This window comes from Pseudomonas sp. Gutcm_11s (assembly GCF_028649395.1).
Taxonomy (GTDB): domain Bacteria; phylum Pseudomonadota; class Gammaproteobacteria; order Pseudomonadales; family Pseudomonadaceae; genus Aquipseudomonas.
The window spans coordinates 210344-233660 of the sequence record NZ_JAQSUW010000013.1 but is presented as its reverse complement, the minus strand read 5'-3'; the positions used below and the strand labels follow the sequence as shown (position 1 = coordinate 233660).

The following is a 23317-nucleotide window of genomic DNA, read 5'->3' as shown; positions in this document are numbered from 1 at the left end:
GGCCACCGGCGAGCCCTCTCCATGCATGTGCAACCGACCCCACCGGGCATTCGTGTCAGCCTCGCCGAGCTGATCGAGATGCGTCACCGCGTGCGCGAGGTGCAGTTGTTCTCCACCCCGGCCCGGCGCAGCCCGCTGATCGGCCTGCACCACTCCAAGCTGCGCGGGCGTGGCGTCGACTTCGACCAGGTGCGCGTGTACCAGGCCGGCGACGACGTGCGCACCATCGACTGGCGCGTCACCGCGCGCACCCAGGAACCGCACACCAAGATGTTCCACGAGGAGCGCGAGCGGCCGATCTTCATCATGGTCGAGCAGAGCCGCCGGCTGTTCTTCGGCTCGGCACTGCAGTTCAAGTCGGTGCTCGCCGCCCAGGCCGCCAGCCTGTTCGGCTGGGCCGCGCTGGCGCACAACGACCGCATCGGCGGCCTGGTGTTCGGCGACGCCGAGCACCACGAGATCAAGCCACGGCGCAGCAAGCAGAGCCTGCTGCAGCTGCTCAACCGCCTGACCCGCGCCAACCAGGCCCTACATGCAGAAGCCACCGGCGAACGCGACAGCTTCGGCCTGGCCCTGCGCCGCGCCCGCGAGGTGCTGCGCCCCGGCAGCCTGGTGATCGTGATCTGCGACGAACGCACGCTGAACGACTCCGCCGAACAGCAGCTGGTCCTGCTGGCGCGGCACACCGATCTGGTGCTGCTGCCGGTGTCCGACCCGCTCGACCACGAGCTGCCGAGCGCCGGCCTGCTGCGTTTCGCCGAGCGCGGCGCACTGCTGGAGCTGGATACCCGTGGCGATGACCTGCGCGTGGCCTACGGCGGCCTGGCCGAGCAACGCCGCGCCCGCTGGCAACGCCTGGCACAGAAGCTCGGCGTGCCGCTGCTGGCGCTGAGCAGCGCGCAGGACCTGGTCGAGCAGCTGCGCGACCACCTCAGCGGCCCGCAGGCGGGCAAGCGCACATGAACCCGCTCGACCAGCTGCAGCCGACCATCGCCCCGCCGCCGGTATCCTGGTGGCCGCTGGCGCCTGGCTGGTGGGCACTGCTGGTGCTGATCCCGCTGCTGCTCTGGGGCCTGTGGTACCTGCGCCGCTACCTGCCACGCCGGCAGCAGCAGGCGCTGCAGGCCGAACAGCCGCTCGACCCCATGCGCCAGGCGGCCCTGGCCGAGCTGGCGCGCCTGGTGCGCCCCTACGACGGCCAGCATGCCGGCCCCTGGCTGCAGCAGCTCAATGCCCTGCTCAAGCGCCTGGCGCGTGCCGACTACCCCACGGACAACAGCCACGTGCTCAGTGGCCGCGCCTGGCTGGCCTTCCTCGACAGCCGTTGTCCGGCCGCCGGCCTGACCCGCTGGATGATCCTGGTGGAAGGCACCTACCGCAGCCACTGCAGCCTCGACGACAAGGCCATCAACGGCCTCAACCAGGCCGTCGACACCTGGATTCGCAAGCATGTTTGAGTTCGCCTGGCCGTGGATCATCCTGCTCGCACCGCTACCCTGGCTGCTGCGCCTGCTGCTGCCGGCGGCGGACAGCGGCGAGGCGGCACTCAAGGTCAGCTTCCTCAATGAACTGGAAGGCCTCAGCGGCCGCCGTGCCCGCGCCAACCTGCCAGCCTGGCGCCAGCAGGCGCCCTTCGTGCTGCTGTGGATGTTCCTGATCATCGCCGCCGCCCGCCCGGAATGGGTCGGCGAGCCGCTGCCGCTGCCCACCAGCGGCCGCGACCTGCTGCTGGCGGTAGACGTGTCCGGCTCCATGGACCACGACGACATGCAGTGGGAAGGCGAAGACATCCCGCGCCTGGAACTGGTGAAGAAGCTGTTCGGTGACTTCATCGAGGACCGCCGCGGTGACCGCATCGGCCTGATCCTGTTCGGCAGCCGCGCCTACCTGCAGTCGCCGCTGACCTTCGATCGCCACACCGTGCGCACCTGGCTGGACGAGGCGCTGATCAACATCGCCGGGCCGCAGACCGCCATCGGCGATGCCATTGGCCTGGCGGTCAAACGCCTGCGCCAGCGCCCGGCCGACAGCCGCGTGCTGGTGCTGATCACCGACGGCGCCAACAACGGCGGCGAGATCGAACCCAAGGTCGCCGCGCGCCTGGCCGCCGAGCAGCAGGTGAAGATCTACACCATCGGTATCGGCGCCGACCCGCAGCAGAGCGGCATCATGGGCATGCTCGGGCTCAACCCCGGCGTCGATCTCGACGAGCCGACGCTGATCGCCATCGCCGAGCAGACCGGAGGCACCTACTTCCGCGCCCGCACCAGCGAGGAACTGCAACGCATCGAGGAAACCCTCGACCAGCTGGAGCCGGCCGCCCAGCTGCCGACCCGCGCGCGCCCGGCCAAGGCCCTGTATCCCTGGCCGCTGGCCGCCGCTCTGCTGATCAGCATGCTGCTGATCGCCCGCGAGCTGTGGCCGCAACGCTGGCAGGCGCTGACCTCTCGCTTCGGAGGCGCGGCCTGATGGAGATGCTCTGGCCACACTGGCTGCGCCCGTTCTGGCTGCTCCTGCTGCCGCTGCTCTGCTGGCTGCTCTGGCAGCTGTGGCACCGCGAGAAACGCAGCGGGCGCTGGCAACTGCTGCTGCCGGCCGCCTTCCAGGCCGTGCTGCTCTCCGGCGGGCGCACGCGCAGCAACAAGCTACCGTGGATCGCCCTCGGCCTGGCCTGGCTGCTGGCCCTGCTGGCCCTGCTCGGCCCCAGCTGGCAGCGCCTGGAGCAGGCCAGCCAGAAGCGCGCCGACCCGCTGGTGGTGTTGCTCGAACTGACCCCGGCGATGCTAGCCACCGACGCCGCGCCCAATCGCCTGGAGCAGGCCAAGCGCAAGCTGCTCGACCTGCTGCAGGCGCGTAGCGACGCGCAGACCGCGATCATCGTGTACGCCGGCAGCGCCCACACTCTGGTGCCGCTGTCCGACGACCTGTCCACCGCGCGCAACCTGCTGGAGGCGGTCAAGCCATCAATCATGCCGGAGCCAGGCCGCCGCGCCGACCTGGCGGTAGAGCGCGCCATGCAGCTGCTCGATCACGGCGCCCAGGGCCGCGGTCGCCTGCTGCTGATCGGCAGCGAACTGGATAGCAATGAGCGCGACGGCATCCGCCGCGCCCTCGGTAGCCGCGGCGAGCGCCTGGCGCTGCTGGGTGTTGGCACCGCCCAGGGTGCGCCGATTCGTGGCGAGGACGGCAGCCTGGTCAAGGGTGCCGACGGCGCCATCCTGGTGCCGCGCCTGGACAGCGCCAGCCTGCGCAGCTTCATCAACGAGCTGGGCGGCCGCTACCGCACCCTGCGCCTCGACGACAGCGACCTGCAGGGGTTGGAGCTGCTCGATGGCCCGGAGCAGCTGCGCGAAGGCGCTGAACCGACCCAACTGGCGGCCTGGGCCGACCAGGGCCACTGGCTGCTGCTGCCACTGCTGCTGATCGCCGCCTGCGCCGGGCGCCGGGGCTGGCTGTTCTGCCTGCCACTGTTGCTGTGCCTGGCGCCGCAACCCAGCTACGCCTTCGGCTGGGGCGACCTGTGGCTGCGTCCGGACCAGCAGGGCCAGCGCCTGCTGCAGGCGGAAAAGCCCAAGGACGCCGCCGAACACTTCCAGGACCCGCAGTGGCAGGGCGAGGCGCTGTACCACGCCGGCGACTATGCCGGTGCGGCCGAACGCTTCGCCAAGGCCGATAGCGCCATCGCCCACTACAACCGCGGCAATGCCCTGGCCAAGGGCAACGAACTGGAGGCCGCCGTGGACGCCTACGAGCAGGCCCTGGAGCGCGATCCGGAGCTGCAGCAGGCGCAGCAGAACAAGGCACTGGTCGAGCAGCTGCTGCGTGAGCAGAAAGAGCAGCAGCAACAGCAACAGCAACAGCAAGCCCAACAGCAGGACCAGGGCCAGCAGCAAGACCAGCAGAATCAGCAGGGCGAGCAGCAATCCGCTGCCGGCCAGCCGCAGCCGGACGACAAGAGCAGCGACCCACAACAGCAGTCGCAGCAGGCCCAACAGCCACACCAGGATGGCCAGACGCAAGAGTCCAAGGACTCCGCGCAACAACAGCAAGGCCAGCAGCAGGGCCCCGAGAAGGCAGACACCGCGCAGCCGCCCGGCGAACCCACTCAGGCCACCGCTCAGCCGCTGGATGGCGAACAGCGCGACGCGCTGGAACAATGGCTGCGGCAGATCCCCGACGATCCGGGCGAGCTGCTGCGGCGCAAATTCCTCTACGAACAACAGCAGCGCCAGGAACAACCCCGATGAATCGCCTGCTTTGCGCCCTCCTCCTCTGCCTGCTCGGCATGCAGGCCTGGGCCGCCGACCTCTCCGCCACCGTCGACCGGGCTCGCCTGAACGAGGGCGAGACCTTCGACCTGATCCTCGAATCCGACGACGCCACCGAATTCGGCATGCCGGACCTGGCGCCGCTCAAGCAGCAGTTCGAGGTGATCAGCACCCGCCAGGAGAACCAGCTCTCGACCCTGGGCGGCAAGGCTCGCTCCAGCACGCGCTGGATCATCACTCTGCTGCCGCAGCAGACCGGCTTCGTGGTGGTGCCGCCGCTCAAGCTGGGCGATGCGCAGAGCCAACCGATCACCCTGCAGGTGGTCAAAGGCGATGCCAGCGGCAACGGTCAGCTGGCGCCCATCTTCATCGACGCCAGCCTGGATCAGGAGAGCGTCTACGTGCAGGCCCAGGTGGTGCTGACCCTGCGCATCTACCACTCGGTATCGCTGTATGACGACAGCAGCCTGACGCCCCTGAGCATGCCCAATGCTCGCGTCGAACAGCTCGGCGACCCACGCACCTTCGAGACCGACGTCAACGGCGTGCGCCACGGCGTGATCGAGCTGCGCTATGCGATCTTCCCGCAGCAGAGCGGCGAGCTGAGCATTCCCTCGCAGGTATTCAGCGCCACGCCAGCGGTCCGCGACCGCGACTACAACCCGTTCGGCCCGCGCCCGGGGCGTCTGACCCGGGTGAAATCGCCGGCAATCCCGCTCACCGTCAAGCCGCGCCCCGCCAGCTGGCCCGCCGACGCGCCCTGGCTGCCGGCGCGCGAACTGACGCTGACCGAGGCGTGGAACCCGGAGCCGAACAAGGCCCGCGTGGGCGACTCGCTGACCCGCAGCATCATGCTGCGTGCCCAGGGCCTGTCCAGCTCCCAGCTGCCGCCGCTGCCGATCCAGGACAGCCCAGGCCTGCGTCGCTATCCGGACCAGCCGCAGCAGCGCAACGAGGTGAACGACAAGGGCCTGATCGGCAGCCGCGAGGAGAGCGAAGCCCTGGTGCCGAGCCAAAGCGGCCGCGTCGGCCTGCCGGAAGTACAGGTGCTGTGGTGGAACACCGTGGAGGATCGCCTGGAAACCGCCAGTCTCGCGCCACGCACCCTGGAAGTAGCGAATAACCCGAGCCTGGAGGTCGAGGCCCCGGTCGGTGGCCAGCCGGTTCTCGGCGAGCAGAGCAGCGCCCTGCTCTGGCCCTGGCAGCTGGCCTGCACCCTGCTCGCCCTGACCACCGTGCTGGGCTTCGGCCTGTGGTGGCATGCGCGGCGCCAGCCGGCGATCCTGCCCACCGCGCAGACCGGCCCCAGCCCGCGCACGCTGCTCGACGACCTCAAGCGCGCCTGCCTGGCCAATGACCCACACGCCACGCGCCAGGCCCTGGACGCCTGGGCGCGCCAGCAGCCGGAAACCCTGGCCGACATGGCGGCACGCTTCGCGCCACTGTCCGACGCCATGGATGGCCTCAACGGTGCGCTGTACAGCGAGACTGGCCACCAGTGGCAGGGTGAGAGCCTGTGGAAGGCCATCCGCAGCCTGCCGGCGCTGGAAGCGGCGGCCAACCCGCAGGAGCCCAGCCCGCTGCCACCGCTGTACCCTCGCTGACTACTTTGCCAAGGACGGATGCCATGACTCTCAAGGAAGAACTCGCCGCCTTCTACCGGCGCTGCGGCTTCAGCGACACCGCCGACCGCCAGGCCTGCACCGTGCCGGTCTACACCGGCTGCCTGCTGGTGCCGCTGCCCAACATCGAGACCCGCCACGTCTACCTGAAGTACCACGACCTGCACCACGTGGCGACCGGCTACAGCACCGGGCGCATCGGCGAGGGCGAGGTCAGCGCCTGGGAGCTGGGCACCGGTTCGATGTTCAACTCGCCACTGCTCGGCACCATGAACCTGATCGCCCTCTCCACCGGCCTGGTGCTGGAGCCCAGACGCATGTGGCGCGCCTTCCGCCGCGGCTGTCGCAGCCGCAACCTGTATCCGCTGGCCATGCGCGAGAAGATCGACGGCGAGCATTGGGCCGATCTGCCGGCCCTGCGCCAGACGCTGCTGGAGAGCCGCCGCGATCCGCTGCCCTGCCCCCTACGCGCAGTGGAGTTCGCCGGCTACGCCGCCGTGGCGATGCTGATCCACGCGCTGATCGCCATCCCCGCCATGTGCACCCGCGTGGTCACCGATATCGGCCTGGGCTACAGCTTCATCCAGGCCATTCAGCCGCGTAAACGCACCGACCTGTATTGAACACGCAAGGAAGATCGACGATGAGCAACCTGAACACCACGGAAATCAAAGCCTTCGTGCCAGCCAAGGACTTCGAGCGCTCCAAAGCCTTCTATCAGGACCTGGGCTTTCGCATGGCCTCGGACGGCGACGGCGTGGCCTATTTCCACCATGGCAACAGCAGTTTCCTGCTGCAGGACTTCTATGTGCCTGAGCTGGCGGACAACCTGATGATGCACCTGCTGGTGGAGGACGTTGAAGCATGGTGGCAGCAGGTGCAGGACTCGGGCGTGGTCGCGCGCTACAACGTGCGCCTGCATCCGCTACAGGACCAGCCGTGGGGCATGCGCGACTTCGTGCTGCTCGATCCGTCCGGGGTGTTGTGGCGCATCGGCCAGAATATCTAGCCGCTTCAGGCGTATCGCCGCAGCTGCGATTACTCCGGCTGCGGGCCGATCGGGAAGAAGGTGCCGCCGCTCCAGACCCCGAGCCACAGCTGGCCATCGATCTCCCGCTCCACCGCCAGGTCCACCAGCTGGTAGAACACATTGCGATGCACCAGCGCCTCGAGGTTGCGCCGCACATGCAGATAGGGCGCAGGCTCCTGGCTCGCGGGATCGATCTCGACCCGTAGCGGGTGCTCGGCGCCTGCCTCGACCTCTTCGTCGACATTGGTGGTGAAACGCAGCACCTGCGCCTCGCCTTCGCCGATCACCTGCAGGGTCACCGCCACGAACGGCGCATCGTCGACGACGATGCCGACCTTCTCCACCGGGGTGATCAGGAAGTACTTGTCGTCGTCGCGGCGGATGATGGTGGAGAACAGCTTGACCATCGGCTTGCGCCCGATCGGCGTGCCCAGGTAGTACCAGGTGCCGTCGCGGGCGATGCGCATGTCGATGTCGCCGCAGAAATCCGGGTTCCACAGGTGTACCGGCGGCAGGCCCTTGCCTTCGCCCTTGGGAATCTGTGCCAGCAGGTCGCCGGCCTTGCCCGGATCACTCATTGCTTCTGTTCTCCTGTGCCCGCCTCGAGTATGGCGGCTAGCGTGCGCTCACACCCAGCAGGGTGCGGGCATATTGCTCGAATGGCGCACGCAGCTGATCGATGGGCTGGTTATCGTAAAACGTCAGAAATCCGCCGTGGTTGCGAATCCGTGCGGTATCTACCAGGTAGCGGGTGCTGGTCTCGATCAGCATCAGCTGGATCACGCCCGAGTCCACACCGACACGGTCCAGTGCTTCCTGATCCTCCCACTCCTCCAGCGTGCCGATGCGGTCGTCGGCATCGGCGAAGCGGGTGTACAGCAGGTAATGGGCGCCAGCTATGCGCGCCTCGTTCATCGCCTCGTCCAGGCCCTCGGGCTTGCTGGCGCGGCGCACCAGGGGGAAGTATTCGACGAAGGCCTTGAAGGCTTCCTCGGCCACAACATTGGGCCGCGGGTGGGCATCACCCGGCGGCACGTAGTGCCCCTGGGCGATGAACACGAAAGAGTCGGCCTGCAGGCGCCAGGAGGCGGAGCGGCGGGTATCGCTGCGGTCGAGCACGCCGGCATCGCGCAAGTGGTACTCGGTACCGGCGGCCATGTCGCCGACCTTCATGCAGCCGCCGAGCGCACAGAGCGCCAGCAACAGGATCAAGCTACGCATTGGTTTCCTCCCTGCCGGTGACGGAAAACCGGCGGATAGAAAGACATAGCAGCTTCCGCGCCAACCTGTGCCACAGCGCAGCCTACAGGCCGCGCTGCCACTCCTGACGCAGATGGGCACTCTGCGGGCGCTCGATGGCCTGGCGCACCTGGGCCAGCAGGCGCGTCTTGTCGGCGCCGAGGTTGCCCTTGAGCACCAGGTAGTTGGAGGCGTGATCGCTGCGGAATACCGTGTCATGCAGCTCCAGGCCCTGCAGCAGGCGCTCGACCTCGAGGAACAGCTGCTGCTGGCCGAGCGGCTGGAAGCCCTCGAAGCCGGCACGGAAACGCTCCTCGCCCGTGGGGAAGCTGACCACCAGGGTGGAAAGGAATTCCGGCTGCGAAGCGTTCATCAGGCGCGCCGAGTTGTCGGCATGCTGCTCGCTCAGCGAGGTGCCGCCGAGGCCGTTGAGAATCATCACCGAGCGGGTGATGCCGGCCTGGCCGAGCTTGTCCAGGGCGCTGAGGCTGGAATCAAAGGTCTCGCCCTTGTTGACCAGCGCCAAGACCTCGTCGTCACCCGACTCGCAGCCGACATAGGCCATCTTCAGTCCCGCGTCGGCCAGCTCCTTGAGCTCCTCCACCGATTTTTTGCGCAGGTTGCGCGGCAGGCAGTAGCTGGAGACCCGATCGACCTCGGGCATGTGCTCGCGAATGGCGTTGAGGATATTCAGCAGGCGCCGCGTCGGCAGCACCAGGGCATCGCCATCGGCGAGGAACACCCGCTGCACGATCAGGCGCTCGCCGGCGCGGCGAATCTCCTCCAGCACCTGCTCTTCGTCACGGGCACGGAATTTCTTCTGCGGCTGGGTGTACATCTCGCAGAACGTACAGCTGTTCCAGGAGCAGCCGTTGGTCACCGGCAGGATCAGGGAGTTGGCTTCGCTCGGCGGACGGAACACCGGTTCGATATAGGCGATGGGGAATTCGGCAGGCATGGCTTCGTACGGATAGATGAGGCGGCGCGTTAGCCGCCGATGATTTTCATGACGGTGGCGCCACCGGCAAAGGCGACGTCCTGCTTGTCGCCCAGGGCGCGCACCAGCAGGCGCTGCAGGGCCGGCAAGGCCTGATGCCGCGGTTTGTCGAGCAGGTCGCCGACATAGTGACGGTTGCTCGATGACAGGCAGCCGTGCAGCCAGCCGGTGGAGGACAGACGCAGGCGCGAGCAGGTCCGGCAGAACGGCACGCTCTCGTTGGCGATCACGCCGAAGAAGCCGTGCCCTGGAATCTCGTAGCGCAGCGCGGTGGCATCCAGCGGCGCCGCAGCCTGGATGAACTCGTAGCGGCTGCCGACCTCTGCCAGCAACTCGGGCATGCCATAGAACTGCTGCTGGAAGCTCGCACCCTCGCGGGCGAGATGGCCCATGCGCATCAGTTCGATGAAGCGCAGCTCGAAGCCCCGCTCCAGGCAGTAATCGAGCATCGGCAGCACCTGCTCGTGGTTCTGCCCACGCAGCGGCACCATGTTGATTTTGATCCTGAGCCCCGCCGCCCTCGCCTCTTCCAGCCCCTGCAACACAGCTGGCAGGTCGCCGCCACGAGCGATGCGCTTGAAGTCGTCGGGGTCGAGGGTGTCCAGCGACACGTTGATTCGTTTGAGGCCGCACTCCAGCAGCAGCGGCAGCTTGCGCGCGAGCAACTGGCCGTTGGTGGTCAGGCCGATGTCCTGCAGCCCCAGGCGGCTGGTCTCGCGGAGGAAGTGATCGAGCTTGGGACTGACCAGCGGCTCGCCACCGGTGATGCGCAGCCGCTCGATGCCGGCCGCCTCCATTAGGTAGGCCACGCCACGCACCATGGCCTCGGCGGACAGTTCGTCCTGAGCAGCCACCAGGCGCTTGCCGTCCGGCACGCAGTAGGTGCAGGCATAGTTGCAGGCGGCGGTCAGGCTGATGCGCAGATTGCGAAAACGCCGACCCTGGTGGTCAACGATCATGGAGAACTCCGGCAGTGTTCAGTCCGGAGTATATGCCCGCCGCCGATGGCAAAGAACGCATCATTGGCGGGCTGAATGGCATGAGGGGCTGCTCCCGTTCAGTTCACGGCCGCGACGGAGCCAGTTTTTGCGCGGGGCTAGGCACGAGACGTGAAGTTTGGTCGTCCAAATGAGCTGTCGAGTAACGACGTTCCGCGCAAAAACTGGCCTGTCCCTTCGGGTTGCGCGGAAAATCTCGCCATGCGTCGTTGTGGAACTTGGCAAGGGAACACCATTAACCTGCGTTCCACGCCTAGCCTGGCGAGATTTTTCGCAGCAACGCGGTTCGCGAACTGAACGGGAACAGCCCCTAGACTGCCGGCGTTTCGCCGTCGCGCTTGCGCTTGTTGCCCATGCGCACACCGATGTCCATGAGGAACTGGAAGAAGCCGTCCTGATCTTCCAGCACGCTGCTCCAGAACGGCGAGTGGTACAGGGCCACGGCACCATGCACCAGCGCCCAGGCGGCGCAGTAGTGGAAGTACGGCGGCACGTCTTCCAGCTTGCCCTCTTCGATGCGGCCCTTGATCAGCTGAGTCAGGCGCTCGAAGTTGGAGGTTCGGATCTTGTGCAGCTGCTCGACCATCTCCGGCACCTGATTGCCCTTGACCACCTTCTCTTCGAGGCGGTCGAACAGACGGTAGCGCTGCGGGTCACGCATGCGGAACTCGAAGTAGGCACGGGCCAGCGCTTCCTTGTCCTTGGCTACGTCTTCGGACAGCAGCAGCGCGTTGAGGTCGCGCTCGTAGTCCAGCATCAGACGCAGGTAGACCTCGGCCTTGGACTTGAAGTGCTTGTAGATCGTGCCTTTGCCGATCCCGACCGCATCGGCGATCATCTCGACAGTCACGCTGTCTTCACCCTGTTCAAGGAAGAGCTTGAGCGCGGTATCGAGAATTTCCTGTTCGCGGCGACGGAATTCGCGGACTTTGCGAGGTTCTTTGTTCATGAAGTGACTGCGAGATGAAAATTGAAGCGCGTTATTATGCCTATTCAGCGCAAAAATGCACGGATCATCGGCCCAATGATCAATCCAAGCGACGAATTCCCGCTAGCTCCCGAGCTCTGCTACCTCAACCATGCCGCAGTGGCTCCCTGGCCAAGGCGTGCCGCCGAGGCGGTGCGCCGCTTCGCCGAGGAAAACATCAGCCTCGGTGCTCGTGACTACCCCGCCTGGCTGCAAGTGGAGAAGCGCCTGCGCGAGCGTCTGCAGCGCCTGCTCAATGCCCCCTCCACGGCTGATGTGGCGCTGGTGAAGAACACCTCGGAGGCGCTGTCGTTCGTCGCCTTCGGGCTGGACTGGCGAGCCGGCGACCAGGTGGTGATCAGCGATGAGGAATTCCCCTCCAACCGCATCGTCTGGGAAGCCCTGAAGCCACGCGGGGTCGAGGTGGTACAGGTCAACCTCGGCGGCAAAGACCCGGAGGGAGCCCTGTTGGACGCCTGCGGCCCTCGTACCCGCCTGCTGTCCATCAGCTCGGTGCAGTTCGCCAGCGGCCTGCGCCTGGACCTGCCGCGCCTGGGAGCCGGCTGTCGCGCCAAAAATGTACTGCTGTGCGTCGACGCCATCCAGCAACTCGGCGCGCAACCGCTGGACGTGCAGTCCTGCGATTGTGCCTTCGCCATGGCCGACGGCCACAAGTGGATGCTTGGCCCAGAGGGCCTGGGTGTCTTCTATTGTCGTAGTGACCTGCGCGAACAACTGGCCCTGCACGAATACGGCTGGCACATGCTCGAACATGCCGGCGACTATGATCGCAACGACTGGCAACCGGCCCGCAGCGCTCGGCGCTTCGAGTGCGGCAGCCCGAATATGCTCGGCGCCATGGCGCTGGAGGCCAGCCTGTCGCTGCTCGAGGAAGTGGGCATGCCGCAGGTGGCTGCGCAGATCGAGGAACGCGTGCTGCAGTTGCAGGAAGGGTTGCAGCGTATTGCCGGCGCCCAGCTGCACAGCCCGCTGAACCCGGCACGCCGCGCCGGCATCCTCACCTTCAGCCTGGCCGGCTGGGACAACCAGGCCCTGTTCGCGCGCCTCAGGGAACAGCAGGTGATCTGTGCACAGCGCGGCAAGGGCATCCGTCTGTCGCCACATTTCTATACCGAGCCGGCGGTGATCGAACGAAGCCTGACGGTACTGGCTCAGCTGCGACAAGGCTGAGTGCTCAGCAGCGGCGGCGGTATTCCAAATACGTTTAAGAAACCGGTGTGACCAACATGGACGAAGGACAATCCTGGCCAATACTGGAATGACTGGCGTGCGGCATCTCCCCCCAAGTGCCCCGCCAGTCGAGGTACCGTGGATCGCGTACCTTCGTTTTACTCCTAATGGTCTTGACCCGGATTCATCCCCCAGAACCCGGGTTTTTTTTGTCCGCGATTTTTGTGAGCGGCCCGATCAGACCACGCGAGCCTGCGGGAACAGGCGCTTGAAGTTGGCCGTGGTCTGCTCGGCCAGGGCCTCGAACGACTCGCCACGGACCATAGCCAGGAACTCCGCCACCTCACGCACGTACTGCGGCAAGTTGGGCTTGCCACGATGGGGAATGGGCGCGAGATACGGCGAATCGGTCTCCACCAGCAGGCGATCGGCCGGCACCTTGCGTGCCACTTCGCGCAGGGCATCGGCATTGCGGAAGGTGACGATGCCGGACAGCGAGATATAGAAGCCGATATCCAGAGCCGCCTTGGCCATCTCCCAGTCTTCGGTGAAGCAGTGCAGCACGCCGGCCTGCGGCAGCGCCGCCTCGCGCAGCAGAGCCAGGGTATCGGCTCGCGCCTCGCGGGTATGGACTATGACCGGCTTGCCGGTGACCTTGGCCGCCTCCAGATGCAGACGGAAGGACTGTTGCTGCAGCTCGGCAGCCTCGGGCTCGTAGTGGTAGTCCAGCCCCGTTTCGCCGATAGCCACCACGTTGGGATGGTTCAGCTCACCGAGCAGCCAGTCCAGCGCCGGCGCCTCGCCCTTCTCCAGATCCAGCGGATGCACGCCTACCGAGCAGTCCACATCGGCATAGCGCTCGGCCAGTGCCTTGACCGCACTGGCGTTGGCAGCGCTCACGCCAATGCACAGGAAGTGCTGCACGCCGCGGGCACGGGCGGCGTCCAGCGCCGCATCGAGGGAACCGTCGTGAGCCGCCAGGTCGAGGCGGTCGAGGTGGCAATGGGAGTCAACCAGCATGGAATTTCTCTGTCTCTGAAATGACGAAGCGCCCGATTCGGGCGCCTCTGCCTTGAAGCTCTAAGTCGCGACTTACATGGTGTGGGTCGGGCGATCCGACTTCAGCGCACCGGCCAGGTATGTTTCGATCTTGTTGCGCGCGGTGTTGTCACCATCGTTGAACTGCACGCCGACACCGGCCGCCCGGTTGCCCTGGGCGCCCTTGGGGGTGATCCACACCACCTTGCCAGCCACCGGGATCTTTTCCGGCTCATCCATCAGGTTGAGCAGCATGAACACCTCGTCGCCCAGCTTGTAGCTCTTGGCGGTCGGAATGAACAGGCCGCCATTGCGAATGAAGGGCATATAGGCCGCGTACAGCACGGACTTGTCCTTGATGGTCAGGGACAGAATTCCGTTACGCGGGCCCAAATTGGGTGGCAAGCTCATGCACTAAATCCTTGCGACTTAATCCGATTTTCGATTCTAGCCCGGCCCGGGCAGGCTTGCCCACTGCACCAGCAGGGCTTCGAGAAGCAGAGCACCGTTCAGGTTGGCCTTGCCCAGCACCTTCTGCCGCTGTTGCAGCAACCAGTCCTGCATGGCCAGCAGCTTGTGCTGCGGCGTCTTGTCGGCCAGGTACTGCACCACCTTGCGCATATCGGTGGCGCCCAGACCCTCTTCGTCGCGGCTCAGCTGGTAGCGCAGCATCAGTTGCGCCCAGTCGCAGAACCAGTCGAACAGCATGATCATCGGCAGGCTTTTCCAGGCTTCGGCCAGCTGGCTGGCACTGGTCTGCTGCTTGATCAGCTTCTTCACGCCCTCGACCACCAGCGCGCGCTGCTCCAGCACGCCCTGGGTATGCAGCCGGCGCGCCATCAGCGGCGAGCCACTGGCCAGGGCAAGCAGCTCCTGGCGCTGCTCGTCGCTGCACTCCGGCAACGCCTGGGTCAGCCAGGCCAGGCTCTGCTCCCGGCTCGGCAATGGGCAGGCCTGCTGCACGCAGCGGCTCTTCACGGTCGGCAACAGGCGGCTCGGCTGGTGGCTGACGAGCAGCAGCACGGTATCGCCGGAAGGCTCTTCCAGGCTCTTGAGCAGGGCGTTGGCGGAGTTGAGGTTCATCGCCTCCACCGGTTCCAGCAGCACCACCTTGCGCCCGCCGAGTTGCGAAGTCTGCACCACGAAGCCGACCAGCTCGCGTACTTGGTCGACCTTGATGGCCTTGTCCGCCTCTTCTGGCTCCAGCACGAACACGTCCGGATGAGTACCGGCCGCTAGCAGGTGACAAGCCTTGCACTGGCCGCAGGCGTTCAGGTCATCGGGTTTCTGGCACAGCAGGCGCGCCATCAGGCGCTCGGCCAGCTCACGCTTGCCGATGCCGGCCGGGCCATGCAGCAGATAGGCATGGGCGTGCCGCGGGCGACTGGCCAGCTGCTGCCAGAGCTGCGCCTGCCAGGGATAGGCTTCAGCCACGGCAGCGCTCCAGGATCTCTGGCAGCAGAGCGTCGATGGAACGCTGCACCGACTCCAGCGACTGCGCCGCATCCAGCACACGGTAGCGTGCCGACGCAGCACTGGCGCGCTGCAGATAGGTCTGGCGCACTGCATCGAAGAAGCTGCGTCCTTCCTGCTCGAAGCGATCCAGGCGACCGCGCGCGGCGGCGCGGGAAAGCCCGACTTCCACCGGCAGGTCGAATACCAGGGTCAGATCGGGACGCAGCTCACCCTGAACGAAGCGCTCCAACTCGGCGATGCGCGCCTCGCCCAGGCCGCGGCCGCCACCCTGATAGGCATAGGTGGCGTCGGTGAAACGATCGCAGAGCACCACGGCGCCACGCGCCAGCGCCGGACGGATGACGCGGGCCAGGTGCTGGGCGCGGGCGGCGAACACCAGCAGCAGCTCGGTATCGCTGTCCATGGCCTCGTCGCTGGGCGCCAGCAGCAGCTCGCGGATGCGCTCGGCCAGCGGCGTGCCGCCCGGCTCGCGGCTCAGCACCACCTCGACGCCCTGCTCACGCAGGCGCGCCGCGAGGTATTCGCGATTGGTGCTCTTGCCGGCCCCTTCCGGGCCCTCCAGGGTGATGAACAGACCGCTCACGGCTCTTCCTTATTTGGGCGCGGGGCTGGAGCGGTAGTCGGCGCGGCGCTTGAGCTGGTACTCGCGCACGGCACGGTTGTGCTGCTCCAGGTTTTCCGAGAATACATGGCTGCCGTCGCCACGAGCGACGAAGTACAGGCTCTTGCCCGCGACCGGGTTGAGCGCGGCATGGATCGCCTCGCGGCCGGCCAGGGCGATAGGCGTCGGCGGCATGCCGTCGATGGTGTAGGTGTTGTAGGGCGTCGCCTCGAGCAGGTGGGCGCGGGTCAGGTTGCCCTTGTAGCGCTCGCCGAGGCCGAAGATCACCGTCGGGTCGGTCTGCAGGCGCATGCCGCTGCGCAGACGGCGCACGAACACGCCGGCGATCTGCCCACGCTCCTCGGCCACGCCGGTCTCCTTCTCGACCATGGAGGCCATGATCAGCGCATCGTAGGGCTCGCGGTACGGCAGGCCCTCGGCGCGCTTGCCCCACTCCTCTTCCAGTACCTGGTCCAGGCGGCTGCGCGCCTGCTTGAGCAGGTCGAGATCGCTCATGCCACGCACGTAGCGATAGGTGTCGGGGAAGAAGCGCCCCTCGGGGCTCGCGCCAGGCAAGCCGAGCTTGGCCATCAGCGCCTTGTCGTCAAGCCCGGCCAGGCTCTGCTCCAGCTTCTCCTGGCGCGCCAGGGCGGTACGCACCTGGCGGAAACTCCAGCCCTCGACCAGCGTCAGGCTGTACTGCACCACTTCGCCACGCAGCCAGAGGCCAAGCATGTCGCGCACGCTCTGTTGCGGCGTCAGACGATACTCACCGCTATGCAGCGCTTCACCGGAAAGATTGAAGCGCCAGTAAAGGCGCAGCCAGAAGGCGCCATCCAGCACGCCCTCTGCTTCCAGGCGATTGAGCATGCCGCCCGGGGTATCACCCGGCTGGACCTCAACCAGGCGCTCGCTCTCCAGCTGGAGCGGCTGGTTCAGGGCAACGTGCAGGCGCCAACCCGCCAGGGCAAACGCCAGCACAAGCAACGCCAGGCCGGCAGCAAGCAGCAGCATCAACTTGCGTATCACGAATCAGGAATCCAGAAGACTGCGGATAAGGGCCTGCAGTTTACGGGTCAGCGCTCCAACGGGCCAGTGATGCTCCTGCAACTCGCGAACCGGCCAGATGCCATAGAGGCTGTTGCAGAGAAAGACCTCGTCGGCGGCGTACAGCTCATCGAGGCCGAGGTCGCGAACCTCGCATACCAGGCCAAGACGCTCGGCCTGCGCCAGCACCTCGGCACGCATCACCCCCGCCACGCCGCAACGCGACAGATCGGCGGTGAGCAGTGCGCCACCCTTGACCAGGAACAGGTTGCTGAACACCCCCTCGACCACCCGCCCGGACACATCACACATCAGCCCCTCGGCGAAGGCGGTGTCCTGCCACTCGCCTCGAGCCAGGACCTGCTCCAGGCGATTGAGGTGCTTGAGGCCGGCCAGCAGCGGTTGCTCGGCGAGACGCGTGGTACAAGGGAACAGACGAACCCCCTGCTCGGCATTCTCGGCGGCATAGCTGGGCAGCGGATTGCCCAGCAGGATGCGGCGAGGGCTGGCCGGCTGCGGCTGCGCATAACCGCGCAGCCCCTCGCCCCGGGTGATCATCAGCTTGGCCACGCCCTCGCCCAACTCGGCGAAGAAGGCTTGCAGCTCGGCTTCCAGCGCCGGCAGGTCGAGGTCGATGGACAGGCGTCGCAGCCCTTCGCTCAGTCGCGCCAGATGGCGCGGCAGCAGCTTGGCGCGACCACCGCGCACGGCAATGGTCTCGAACAGGCCATCGCCATAGGCCAGGCCACGATCACCCAGAGGCAGATCCGTGGCCGGACGGCCGTCGACCCAGCGCAGCATCAGCCGTTGAAGCGACGGAACACCAGCGAACCGTTGGTGCCGCCGAAACCGAAGGAGTTGGACAGCACCGCGTCGATCGCCAGCGGCTTGGCCTGGTGCGCGACGAAGTCGAGGTCACAGCCCTCGTCCGGCTCGTCCAGGTTGATGGTCGGCGGAGCGACCTGATCGCGCAGGGCCAGCACACTGAAGATCGCCTCCACCGCACCGGCAGCACCCAGCAGGTGACCGGTCATGGACTTGGTCGAGCTGACCGAGAGCTTGCAGGCGTGCTCGCCGAACACCGACTTCACCGCGCTGGCCTCGGCCTTGTCGCCGGCTGGGGTCGAGGTGCCGTGGGCATTGATGTACTGCACCTGATCCGGATTCATGCCAGCATCGCGCAGAGCATTGGTCATGCAGCGCGCAGCACCGTTGCCATCTTCCGGCGGCGAGGTCATGTGGTAGGCATCGCCACTCATGCCGAAGCCGACTAGCTCGGCGTAGATGGTCGCGCCACGCGCCTTGGCGTGCTCCAGCTCCTCCAGCACCAAGGCACCGGCACCGTCGGACAGCACGAAGCCATCGCGACCCTTGTCCCAGGGACGGCTGGCCTTGGTCGGATCGTCATTGCGGGTGGACATTGCGCGCGCCGCGCCGAAAGCGCCCATACCCAGAGCACAAGCAGCCATCTCCGCGCCGCCAGCGATCATCACGTCGGCCTCGCCGTAGGCGATATTGCGCGCGGCCATGCCGATGCAGTGGGTACCGGTGGTACAGGCGGTGGCAATGGCGTAGTTCGGCCCCTGCAGACCCAGGTGGATCGACAGGAAGCCGGAAATCATGTTGATGATCGAGCCTGGCACGAAGAACGGCGAGATGCGCCGCGGCCCTTGCTCGAACAGGATCTTGCAGGTGGCCTCAATGTTGCTCAGGCCGCCGATACCGGAGCCCATGGCCACACCGATGCGCTCGCGATTGGCATCGGTGATTTCCAGGCCGGCATCACGCATCGCCTGGAAACTGGCCGCCAGACCGTACTGAATGAACAGGTCGAGCTTGCGCGCTTCCTTGACCGACAGGTATTGCTCGACATCGAAGCCCTTCACCGAACCGCCGATGCGGGTGGAGAAAGCCGACAGGTCGACGCTCTCGATCAGGCCTATGCCACTACGGCCAGCCAGAATTCCCTGCCAGCTGCTCGCCACATCGACGCCCAACGGCGACAGCATGCCCATACCGGTAACCACGACGCGTCTACGCGACACTGCACAATCCTCTTTCTCGTTGAAACTTGCCGCCCCGATAAAGAAAAACCGCACGCCTTTTGAGGGGCAGTGCGGCTTCTCGGGGCCGAAAACCGGCGATTACAAACGCTTAGGAATGCGAATTGATGTAATCGATGGCTTCCTGAACGGTGGTGATCTTCTCAGCCTGCTCGTCCGGGATTTCGGTCTCGAATTCCTCTTCCAGAGCCATCACCAGCTCGACGGTGTCAAGGGAGTCGGCGCCCAGGTCTTCGACGAAGGAAGCGCTGTTGGTCACTTCATCCTCTTTGACGCCCAGTTGCTCGGCGACGATTTTCTTGACGCGTTCTTCGATGGTGCTCATGTCTTGTTTTCACTCCTATGGAAAAATTCCGTGCAGCTGGGCTGCAGTGTATAGAAAGGGTTTTCTAAGTTTCAAGCCGAATGCCTATACCCTTCCGAACTGCCGTCTACCGCCGGTTGCACTTTTGTAACGGACTTTAGACTGGTTCTATGACAGTTACCTGAAAGGCCGAGTCACATTCAGCTCATGTACATGCCGCCATTCACCGGAACGGTAGCGCCGGTGACGTAGGCTGCGCCGTCGGATGCCAGGAAGCCGACCACCTTGGCGATTTCCTCGGCCTGGCCCAGGCGGCCCAGCGGAATCTGGGTCAGCAGCGCCTCACGCTGGGCGTCCGGCAGCTCGCGGGTCATGTCGGTATCGATGAAGCCGGGCGCCACCGAGTTGACGGTAATCGAACGCGAGCCGACTTCACGCGCCAGAGCGCGGCTGAAGCCTTCCAGGCCAGCCTTGGCCGCCGCGTAGTTGGCCTGCCCGGCGTTGCCCATGGCACCAACCACCGAACCGATGCTGATGATGCGCCCCCAGCGAGCCTTGGTCATGCCACGCAGCACGGCCTTGGACAAACGGAACAGGCTGTTGAGGTTGGTGTTGATGACGTCGAACCACTCCTCGTCCTTCATGCGCAGCATCAGGTTGTCGCGGGTGATACCGGCGTTGTTGACCAGAATGGCCACGGCGCCGAAATCCTTCTGGATCTGCTCCAGCACAGCATCGACCGACTCGCTGCTGGCCACGTCGAGCATCAGGCCGGCACCCTGGATGCCCTGCTCCTTGAGCGCCTCGCCGATGCGTGCGGCGCCAGCCTCACTGGTGGCAGTACCGATGACGATGGCGCCCTGACGGCCCAGTTCGAACGCGATGGCCTGACCGATACCACGGCTGGCGCCGGTAACCAGCGCGACTTTGCCCTGCAGACTCATATTGATCTCCTTTTTGACTCAGACCAGCGCCGCACGAGCAGCGACGAAGGCGTCCGGGGTATCCAGATTGTGGGTATTGATGCCTTTGACGCAGCGCTTGTTCAGCCCTGCCAGCACCTTGCCGGGGCCACACTCGGCCAGCTCGGCAATGCCTTGCTCGGCCAGGAACTGCACGCTCTCGACCCAGCGTACCGGGCTGTACAACTGAGCCAGCAGGTCACGCTTGAGCGTATCCAGATCGGCCGGCACGGCTGCACTGACGTTCTGCACCAGGGCAATCTGCGGCATCTGCCAGGACAGCGCATTGACCGCCTCGGCGAACTGCTCAGCCGCCGGGCGCATCAGCGCACAGTGCGACGGCACGCTGACCGGCAACGGCATGGCGCGCTTGGCACCACGGGCCTTGCAGGCCTCGATGGCACGCTCGACGGCAGCCGCGCTGCCGGCGATCACTACCTGGCCAGGTGCGTTGAAGTTGACGGCGCTGACCACATCACCCTGCGCAGCCTCGGCACAGGCAGCCAGCACATCGGCATCCTCCAGACCGAGGATGGCGGCCATACCGCCCTGCCCGGCCGGAACGGCCTGCTGCATCAGTTGGCCACGACGCTCGACCAGCTTCACCGCGTCGGAGAAGGCAATCGCGCCAGCGGCGACCAGCGCGGAGTACTCACCCAGGCTATGGCCGGCAACGAAGGCCGGACGTGCGCCACCATCCGCCAGCCACAGGCGCCACAGGGCAATCGAGGCAGTCAGAATGGCCGGCTGGGTCTTGTCGGTCTCGTTGAGACGCTGCTCCGGGCCTTCCTGGGTAAGTGCCCAGAGGTCGTAACCGAGCGCTTCGGAAGCCTCGTCGAAGGTGTCCCGAATCAGGGCGTGCTGGGCGCCATGCTCAGCGAGCATGCCGAGCGACTGCGAGCCTTGGCCGGGGAAGACAAATGCGAGGGAGGCGGACATCGAAACTATCCCTTATCTAGTCGATGGAAACCCGTCGAGCGGGTCATGAACTGAAGGTTGGATGGAGCAACCTCGCCTGTGGTCACAGACATGGCGAGATGCGCTTGCCTTGGAGAACACAAAGGCGATCGAGTTCGCCAAGTCGCGCAGCTCAGAGCAGCAGATCTTCGAGACGGCCATGCAGGCGCTGCGGTAGATTTTCGCGCACCTCGATTACAGCTCGACGAATGGCGCTCTGGAAGCCCTCGGCACTGGCAGCACCGTGGCTCTTCACCACGATGCCCTGCAACCCGAGGAAGCTGGCGCCATTGTGCCGCGCCGGCGCCAGCTCACCGCGCAGGCGCTTGAGCAACGGCAGGGCCACGGCACCGGCCAGCTTGGAGACGAAGCCTTCGTTGAACAGCGCCTCGATGCGCGCGGAGATCATCGAGACGAGCCCCTCGCTGGACTTCAGCAGGATGTTGCCAACGAAGCCGTCGCACACCACCACATCGACCTCGCCACGATACAGGCCATCGCCTTCGACGAAACCGATGTAGTTCAGCCCTTCGGCCTGTTGCAACAGGCTGGCCGCCAGCTTGACCTGCTGGTTGCCCTTGATGTTCTCAGTACCGACATTGAGCAGCGCCACCCGCGGCCGCAGCATACCCTGCGCCTCGGCGGCCACCGCCCCCATTACCGCGAACTGATAGAGCTGCTCGGCACTGCAGTCGACGTTGGCGCCCAGGTCGAGCAGATGACAGACGCCCTTGGCCGTGGGCACGGCAGTGACCATCGCTGGCCGGTCGATACCCGGCAGGGGCTTGAGCACATAAAGGGACAGCGCCATCAGCGCACCGGTATTACCGGCACTGACACAGGCCTTGGCCCGGCCACTGCGCACCAACTCCAGCATCACGCGCATCGACGCATCGGGCTTGCCGCGCAGGGCGTGCGTAGGACGTTCGTCCATACCGATCACCTCGCTGGCGTGCTCGACGTGCAGACGTGCGCGATCGACACCAGGATGGCGGGCGATGAGTTCTTCGAGGAGAGGAGCTTGACCGACGAGGGTCAGGTGTAGCGAGGGGAATTCGGCCAGGCTAGAAATGCAGGCCGGAACAATGCAGTGGGGACCGAAGTCCCCACCCATTGCATCAATCGCGATCAGCGAAGCGGACAAGGATTACTCGTCGGCGCCCTTGTCGATCACTTTACGGCCGCGGTAGAAACCTTCCGGGGACACGTGGTGACGCAGGTGAACTTCACCGGTGCTCTTCTCTACGGACAGAGCGTTGGCCTCGAGAGCGTCGTGCGAACGGCGCATGTCGCGGGCAGAGCGGGATTTTTTGTTCTGCTGAACAGCCATAACTCAATAACTCCTAAACGTTTGGGTCACGCTTTAACTGCGCCAAAACACTGAACGGGTTGGACCGCGGTACCTCGTCCTGGCTCGGCTCGGGCTCATTAGCACCGGCCGGCTGCTGGCAATCCTCAGGGGCATGGGCCGGAACGATGGGCAGAGCGAGCAACAGCTCATCTTCGACCAACGTCAGCAGATCCAACGGATCTTCACCCACTTCCAGCACGTCATAGCCCTTCGGCAGCGACTGGGTATCCGCACCTTCCTTCACCACCGCATAATGACACTCGCTGCGGATCGGCAGGGCGACCAGTTCCAGACAACGCTGGCAAACCATCTTGACCTCAACCTCGAGCTCACTGTGAATACTCACAGCACGGCGCTCGCCACGTTCGAAGACCAGCTTCGCGCGCACCTTGCCGGAATTATCTTCCAGCGAGTCGCACAACCGCTCGAGACTGGCCAGTTGCATCTCCCCTTCCAGGGTGACGCCACGATCGGCAAGCTTGCGCGGATCAACGTGAGGTGGAATCGGTCCATTTGACATAGGCGCGGTATTCTAGGGATGCACCCTGCCAGTGTCAAAGGAATTTCCGCCCTGTCCGTCGGTCTTTGCCAGCGCTAGAATCTCGCGCCCGCCCAGGAGACCGACCATGCTGCCACTGGTACTCGCATCCAGTTCGCCCTATCGCCGCGAGCTACTGTCTCGCCTGCGCCACCCCTTCAGTTGGGCCGCACCAGACATCGACGAGGCATCGCAGCCCGACGAGGGCGCCGAGACACTGGTACGACGTCTGGCCGAAGCCAAGGCCCGCGCCCTGAGCGAGAGCTACCCTGCGCATCTGATCATCGGCTCGGACCAGGTCGCCGTACTGGGCTCCAGAATTCTCGGCAAGCCCCATGACTTCGAACGCGCAAGCCAGCAGCTAATGGCCGCCAGCGGCACCAGCGTGACCTTCCTGACCGGCCTTGCCCTGCTCAATAGCGCCAGCGGCCATTGCCAGGTGGATGTTGTGCCGTTCACCGTACATTTCCGCCAGTTGACCGAGGAGCAGATCAGCAACTACCTACACGCTGAGCAACCCTACGACTGCGCCGGCAGCTTCAAGGCAGAAGGCCTGGGCGTCAGCCTGTTTCGCTCCACCGAAGGCGAAGACGGCACCAGCCTGGTCGGCCTGCCATTGATTCGCCTGGTGCAGATGCTGGACAGGGAAGGCATCGCCATTCCCTGAC

27 protein-coding genes are annotated in these 23317 nt (G+C 65.6%); 9 read left to right on the top strand and 18 right to left on the bottom strand.

What is annotated here, in order from left to right:
- Window positions 1-21 precede the first annotated feature (21 nt).
- From PTT45_RS10950 to PTT45_RS10920, 7 genes are read left to right on the top strand one after another with little or no spacing between them, the layout of a single operon-like run.
- Window positions 22-963, top strand: coding sequence for a DUF58 domain-containing protein (locus PTT45_RS10950; protein WP_273813285.1), 942 nt, complete (start codon window positions 22-24; stop codon window positions 961-963).
- The gene (locus PTT45_RS10945; RefSeq protein ID WP_273813284.1) at window positions 960-1457 is read left to right on the top strand and encodes a DUF4381 domain-containing protein; all 498 of its coding nucleotides are present in this window, start codon (window positions 960-962) and stop codon (window positions 1455-1457) included. The genes PTT45_RS10950 and PTT45_RS10945 overlap by 4 nt, the downstream gene beginning before the upstream one ends.
- Complete coding sequence (locus PTT45_RS10940; RefSeq protein WP_273813283.1) at window positions 1450-2469, top strand: VWA domain-containing protein; 1020 nt, start codon at window positions 1450-1452, stop codon at window positions 2467-2469. The genes PTT45_RS10945 and PTT45_RS10940 overlap by 8 nt, the downstream gene beginning before the upstream one ends.
- A complete protein-coding gene (locus tag PTT45_RS10935) occupies window positions 2469-4247 on the top strand; it encodes a VWA domain-containing protein (protein WP_273813282.1) in 1779 nt (592 codons plus the stop codon). The genes PTT45_RS10940 and PTT45_RS10935 overlap by 1 nt, the downstream gene beginning before the upstream one ends.
- Window positions 4244-5872 carry a BatD family protein gene (locus tag PTT45_RS10930; protein WP_273813281.1) on the top strand — a complete coding sequence of 543 codons (1629 nt, stop codon included), beginning with the start codon at window positions 4244-4246 and terminating at the stop codon, window positions 5870-5872. The genes PTT45_RS10935 and PTT45_RS10930 overlap by 4 nt, the downstream gene beginning before the upstream one ends.
- 23 nt (window positions 5873-5895) lie before the next feature.
- Complete coding sequence (locus tag PTT45_RS10925; RefSeq protein WP_273813280.1) at window positions 5896-6513, top strand: hypothetical protein; 618 nt, start codon at window positions 5896-5898, stop codon at window positions 6511-6513.
- 20 nt (window positions 6514-6533) lie between these two features.
- Window positions 6534-6899 (top strand): VOC family protein, encoded by a 366-nt coding sequence (locus PTT45_RS10920; protein WP_273813279.1) that lies wholly within the window; start codon window positions 6534-6536, stop codon window positions 6897-6899.
- A gap of 29 nt (window positions 6900-6928) precedes the next feature.
- Here PTT45_RS10920 and PTT45_RS10915 read toward each other — a convergent pair whose 3' ends face one another.
- The 5 genes from PTT45_RS10915 to PTT45_RS10895 form a co-directional block, all read right to left on the bottom strand.
- The gene (locus PTT45_RS10915) at window positions 6929-7498 is read right to left on the bottom strand and encodes a DUF1285 domain-containing protein (protein ID WP_273813278.1); all 570 of its coding nucleotides are present in this window, start codon (window positions 7496-7498) and stop codon (window positions 6929-6931) included.
- A 37-nt stretch (window positions 7499-7535) separates the two neighbouring features.
- Complete coding sequence (locus PTT45_RS10910; protein ID WP_273813277.1) at window positions 7536-8141, bottom strand: DUF4823 domain-containing protein; 606 nt, start codon at window positions 8139-8141, stop codon at window positions 7536-7538.
- 82 nt (window positions 8142-8223) lie between these two features.
- Window positions 8224-9117: a radical SAM protein gene (locus PTT45_RS10905; protein WP_273813276.1), complete on the bottom strand. Its 894-nt coding sequence runs from the start codon at window positions 9115-9117 to the stop codon at window positions 8224-8226.
- A 29-nt stretch (window positions 9118-9146) separates the two neighbouring features.
- Window positions 9147-10115 (bottom strand): GTP 3',8-cyclase MoaA, encoded by a 969-nt coding sequence (locus PTT45_RS10900; protein WP_273813275.1) that lies wholly within the window; start codon window positions 10113-10115, stop codon window positions 9147-9149.
- Between the two features lie 349 nt (window positions 10116-10464).
- Window positions 10465-11103 (bottom strand): TetR/AcrR family transcriptional regulator, encoded by a 639-nt coding sequence (locus tag PTT45_RS10895; protein ID WP_273813274.1) that lies wholly within the window; start codon window positions 11101-11103, stop codon window positions 10465-10467.
- A 75-nt stretch (window positions 11104-11178) separates the two neighbouring features.
- Here PTT45_RS10895 and PTT45_RS10890 point away from each other — a divergent pair, with 75 nt between their 5' ends.
- The gene (locus tag PTT45_RS10890) at window positions 11179-12312 is read left to right on the top strand and encodes an aminotransferase class V-fold PLP-dependent enzyme (protein WP_273813273.1); all 1134 of its coding nucleotides are present in this window, start codon (window positions 11179-11181) and stop codon (window positions 12310-12312) included.
- A gap of 237 nt (window positions 12313-12549) precedes the next feature.
- On the opposite strand, the gene PTT45_RS10885 is transcribed toward PTT45_RS10890, so the two are convergent.
- From PTT45_RS10885 to PTT45_RS10825, 13 genes are all read right to left on the bottom strand, one after another.
- Window positions 12550-13332 (bottom strand): TatD family hydrolase, encoded by a 783-nt coding sequence (locus tag PTT45_RS10885; RefSeq protein WP_273813272.1) that lies wholly within the window; start codon window positions 13330-13332, stop codon window positions 12550-12552.
- 72 nt (window positions 13333-13404) lie between these two features.
- Window positions 13405-13761 carry a PilZ domain-containing protein gene (locus PTT45_RS10880; RefSeq protein WP_043310025.1) on the bottom strand — a complete coding sequence of 119 codons (357 nt, stop codon included), beginning with the start codon at window positions 13759-13761 and terminating at the stop codon, window positions 13405-13407.
- A 36-nt stretch (window positions 13762-13797) separates the two neighbouring features.
- Complete coding sequence (locus PTT45_RS10875) at window positions 13798-14784, bottom strand: DNA polymerase III subunit delta' (RefSeq protein ID WP_273813271.1); 987 nt, start codon at window positions 14782-14784, stop codon at window positions 13798-13800.
- The gene (tmk, locus tag PTT45_RS10870; protein WP_273813270.1) at window positions 14777-15409 is read right to left on the bottom strand and encodes a dTMP kinase; all 633 of its coding nucleotides are present in this window, start codon (window positions 15407-15409) and stop codon (window positions 14777-14779) included. The genes PTT45_RS10875 and tmk overlap by 8 nt, the downstream gene beginning before the upstream one ends.
- Window positions 15410-15418: 9 nt before the next feature.
- Window positions 15419-16456 (bottom strand): endolytic transglycosylase MltG, encoded by a 1038-nt coding sequence (mltG, locus tag PTT45_RS10865; protein ID WP_273813269.1) that lies wholly within the window; start codon window positions 16454-16456, stop codon window positions 15419-15421.
- Between the two features lie 3 nt (window positions 16457-16459).
- Window positions 16460-17275, bottom strand: a complete 816-nt coding sequence (pabC, locus tag PTT45_RS10860; protein ID WP_273813268.1) for an aminodeoxychorismate lyase — start codon at window positions 17273-17275, stop codon at window positions 16460-16462.
- A complete protein-coding gene (gene fabF, locus PTT45_RS10855) occupies window positions 17275-18519 on the bottom strand; it encodes a beta-ketoacyl-ACP synthase II (protein ID WP_273813267.1) in 1245 nt (414 codons plus the stop codon). The genes pabC and fabF overlap by 1 nt, the downstream gene beginning before the upstream one ends.
- 109 nt (window positions 18520-18628) lie before the next feature.
- Entirely contained in the window at window positions 18629-18862 is a 234-nt protein-coding gene (gene acpP / locus PTT45_RS10850) for an acyl carrier protein (protein WP_273813266.1), read from the bottom strand.
- A 179-nt stretch (window positions 18863-19041) separates the two neighbouring features.
- Window positions 19042-19785, bottom strand: coding sequence for a 3-oxoacyl-ACP reductase FabG (gene fabG / locus PTT45_RS10845; protein ID WP_273813265.1), 744 nt, complete (start codon window positions 19783-19785; stop codon window positions 19042-19044).
- A gap of 18 nt (window positions 19786-19803) precedes the next feature.
- Window positions 19804-20742, bottom strand: coding sequence for an ACP S-malonyltransferase (fabD, locus tag PTT45_RS10840; protein ID WP_273813264.1), 939 nt, complete (start codon window positions 20740-20742; stop codon window positions 19804-19806).
- A gap of 151 nt (window positions 20743-20893) precedes the next feature.
- Window positions 20894-21904: a phosphate acyltransferase PlsX gene (plsX, locus tag PTT45_RS10835; RefSeq protein WP_273813263.1), complete on the bottom strand. Its 1011-nt coding sequence runs from the start codon at window positions 21902-21904 to the stop codon at window positions 20894-20896.
- Between the two features lie 3 nt (window positions 21905-21907).
- Window positions 21908-22090: a 50S ribosomal protein L32 gene (gene rpmF, locus PTT45_RS10830; RefSeq protein ID WP_021700475.1), complete on the bottom strand. Its 183-nt coding sequence runs from the start codon at window positions 22088-22090 to the stop codon at window positions 21908-21910.
- A gap of 13 nt (window positions 22091-22103) precedes the next feature.
- Window positions 22104-22631: a YceD family protein gene (locus PTT45_RS10825; protein WP_273813262.1), complete on the bottom strand. Its 528-nt coding sequence runs from the start codon at window positions 22629-22631 to the stop codon at window positions 22104-22106.
- Between the two features lie 106 nt (window positions 22632-22737).
- On the opposite strand from PTT45_RS10825, the gene PTT45_RS10820 reads away from it, so the two are divergent.
- Complete coding sequence (locus tag PTT45_RS10820; protein ID WP_273813261.1) at window positions 22738-23316, top strand: Maf family protein; 579 nt, start codon at window positions 22738-22740, stop codon at window positions 23314-23316.
- Window position 23317 lies beyond the last annotated feature (1 nt).

What these genes read in the sequence shown, in the direction of transcription:
- PTT45_RS10950 (WP_273813285.1), top strand. Translation starts at nt 22, where the DNA reads ATGCATGTGCAACCGACCCCACCGGGCATTCGTGTCAGCCTCGCCGAG.
- PTT45_RS10945 (WP_273813284.1), top strand. Translation starts at nt 960, where the DNA reads ATGAACCCGCTCGACCAGCTGCAGCCGACCATCGCCCCGCCGCCGGTA.
- PTT45_RS10940 (WP_273813283.1), top strand. Translation starts at nt 1,450, where the DNA reads ATGTTTGAGTTCGCCTGGCCGTGGATCATCCTGCTCGCACCGCTACCC.
- PTT45_RS10935 (WP_273813282.1), top strand. Translation starts at nt 2,469, where the DNA reads ATGGAGATGCTCTGGCCACACTGGCTGCGCCCGTTCTGGCTGCTCCTG.
- PTT45_RS10930 (WP_273813281.1), top strand. Translation starts at nt 4,244, where the DNA reads ATGAATCGCCTGCTTTGCGCCCTCCTCCTCTGCCTGCTCGGCATGCAG.
- PTT45_RS10925 (WP_273813280.1), top strand. Translation starts at nt 5,896, where the DNA reads ATGACTCTCAAGGAAGAACTCGCCGCCTTCTACCGGCGCTGCGGCTTC.
- PTT45_RS10920 (WP_273813279.1), top strand. Translation starts at nt 6,534, where the DNA reads ATGAGCAACCTGAACACCACGGAAATCAAAGCCTTCGTGCCAGCCAAG.
- PTT45_RS10915 (WP_273813278.1), bottom strand. Translation starts at nt 7,498, where the DNA reads ATGAGTGATCCGGGCAAGGCCGGCGACCTGCTGGCACAGATTCCCAAG.
- PTT45_RS10910 (WP_273813277.1), bottom strand. Translation starts at nt 8,141, where the DNA reads ATGCGTAGCTTGATCCTGTTGCTGGCGCTCTGTGCGCTCGGCGGCTGC.
- PTT45_RS10905 (WP_273813276.1), bottom strand. Translation starts at nt 9,117, where the DNA reads ATGCCTGCCGAATTCCCCATCGCCTATATCGAACCGGTGTTCCGTCCG.
- PTT45_RS10900 (WP_273813275.1), bottom strand. Translation starts at nt 10,115, where the DNA reads ATGATCGTTGACCACCAGGGTCGGCGTTTTCGCAATCTGCGCATCAGC.
- PTT45_RS10895 (WP_273813274.1), bottom strand. Translation starts at nt 11,103, where the DNA reads ATGAACAAAGAACCTCGCAAAGTCCGCGAATTCCGTCGCCGCGAACAG.
- PTT45_RS10890 (WP_273813273.1), top strand. Translation starts at nt 11,179, where the DNA reads ATGATCAATCCAAGCGACGAATTCCCGCTAGCTCCCGAGCTCTGCTAC.
- PTT45_RS10885 (WP_273813272.1), bottom strand. Translation starts at nt 13,332, where the DNA reads ATGCTGGTTGACTCCCATTGCCACCTCGACCGCCTCGACCTGGCGGCT.
- PTT45_RS10880 (WP_043310025.1), bottom strand. Translation starts at nt 13,761, where the DNA reads ATGAGCTTGCCACCCAATTTGGGCCCGCGTAACGGAATTCTGTCCCTG.
- pabC (WP_273813268.1), bottom strand. Translation starts at nt 17,275, where the DNA reads ATGCTGCGCTGGGTCGACGGCCGTCCGGCCACGGATCTGCCTCTGGGT.
- acpP (WP_273813266.1), bottom strand. Translation starts at nt 18,862, where the DNA reads ATGAGCACCATCGAAGAACGCGTCAAGAAAATCGTCGCCGAGCAACTG.
- fabG (WP_273813265.1), bottom strand. Translation starts at nt 19,785, where the DNA reads ATGAGTCTGCAGGGCAAAGTCGCGCTGGTTACCGGCGCCAGCCGTGGT.
- fabD (WP_273813264.1), bottom strand. Translation starts at nt 20,742, where the DNA reads ATGTCCGCCTCCCTCGCATTTGTCTTCCCCGGCCAAGGCTCGCAGTCG.
- rpmF (WP_021700475.1), bottom strand. Translation starts at nt 22,090, where the DNA reads ATGGCTGTTCAGCAGAACAAAAAATCCCGCTCTGCCCGCGACATGCGC.
- PTT45_RS10825 (WP_273813262.1), bottom strand. Translation starts at nt 22,631, where the DNA reads ATGTCAAATGGACCGATTCCACCTCACGTTGATCCGCGCAAGCTTGCC.
- PTT45_RS10820 (WP_273813261.1), top strand. Translation starts at nt 22,738, where the DNA reads ATGCTGCCACTGGTACTCGCATCCAGTTCGCCCTATCGCCGCGAGCTA.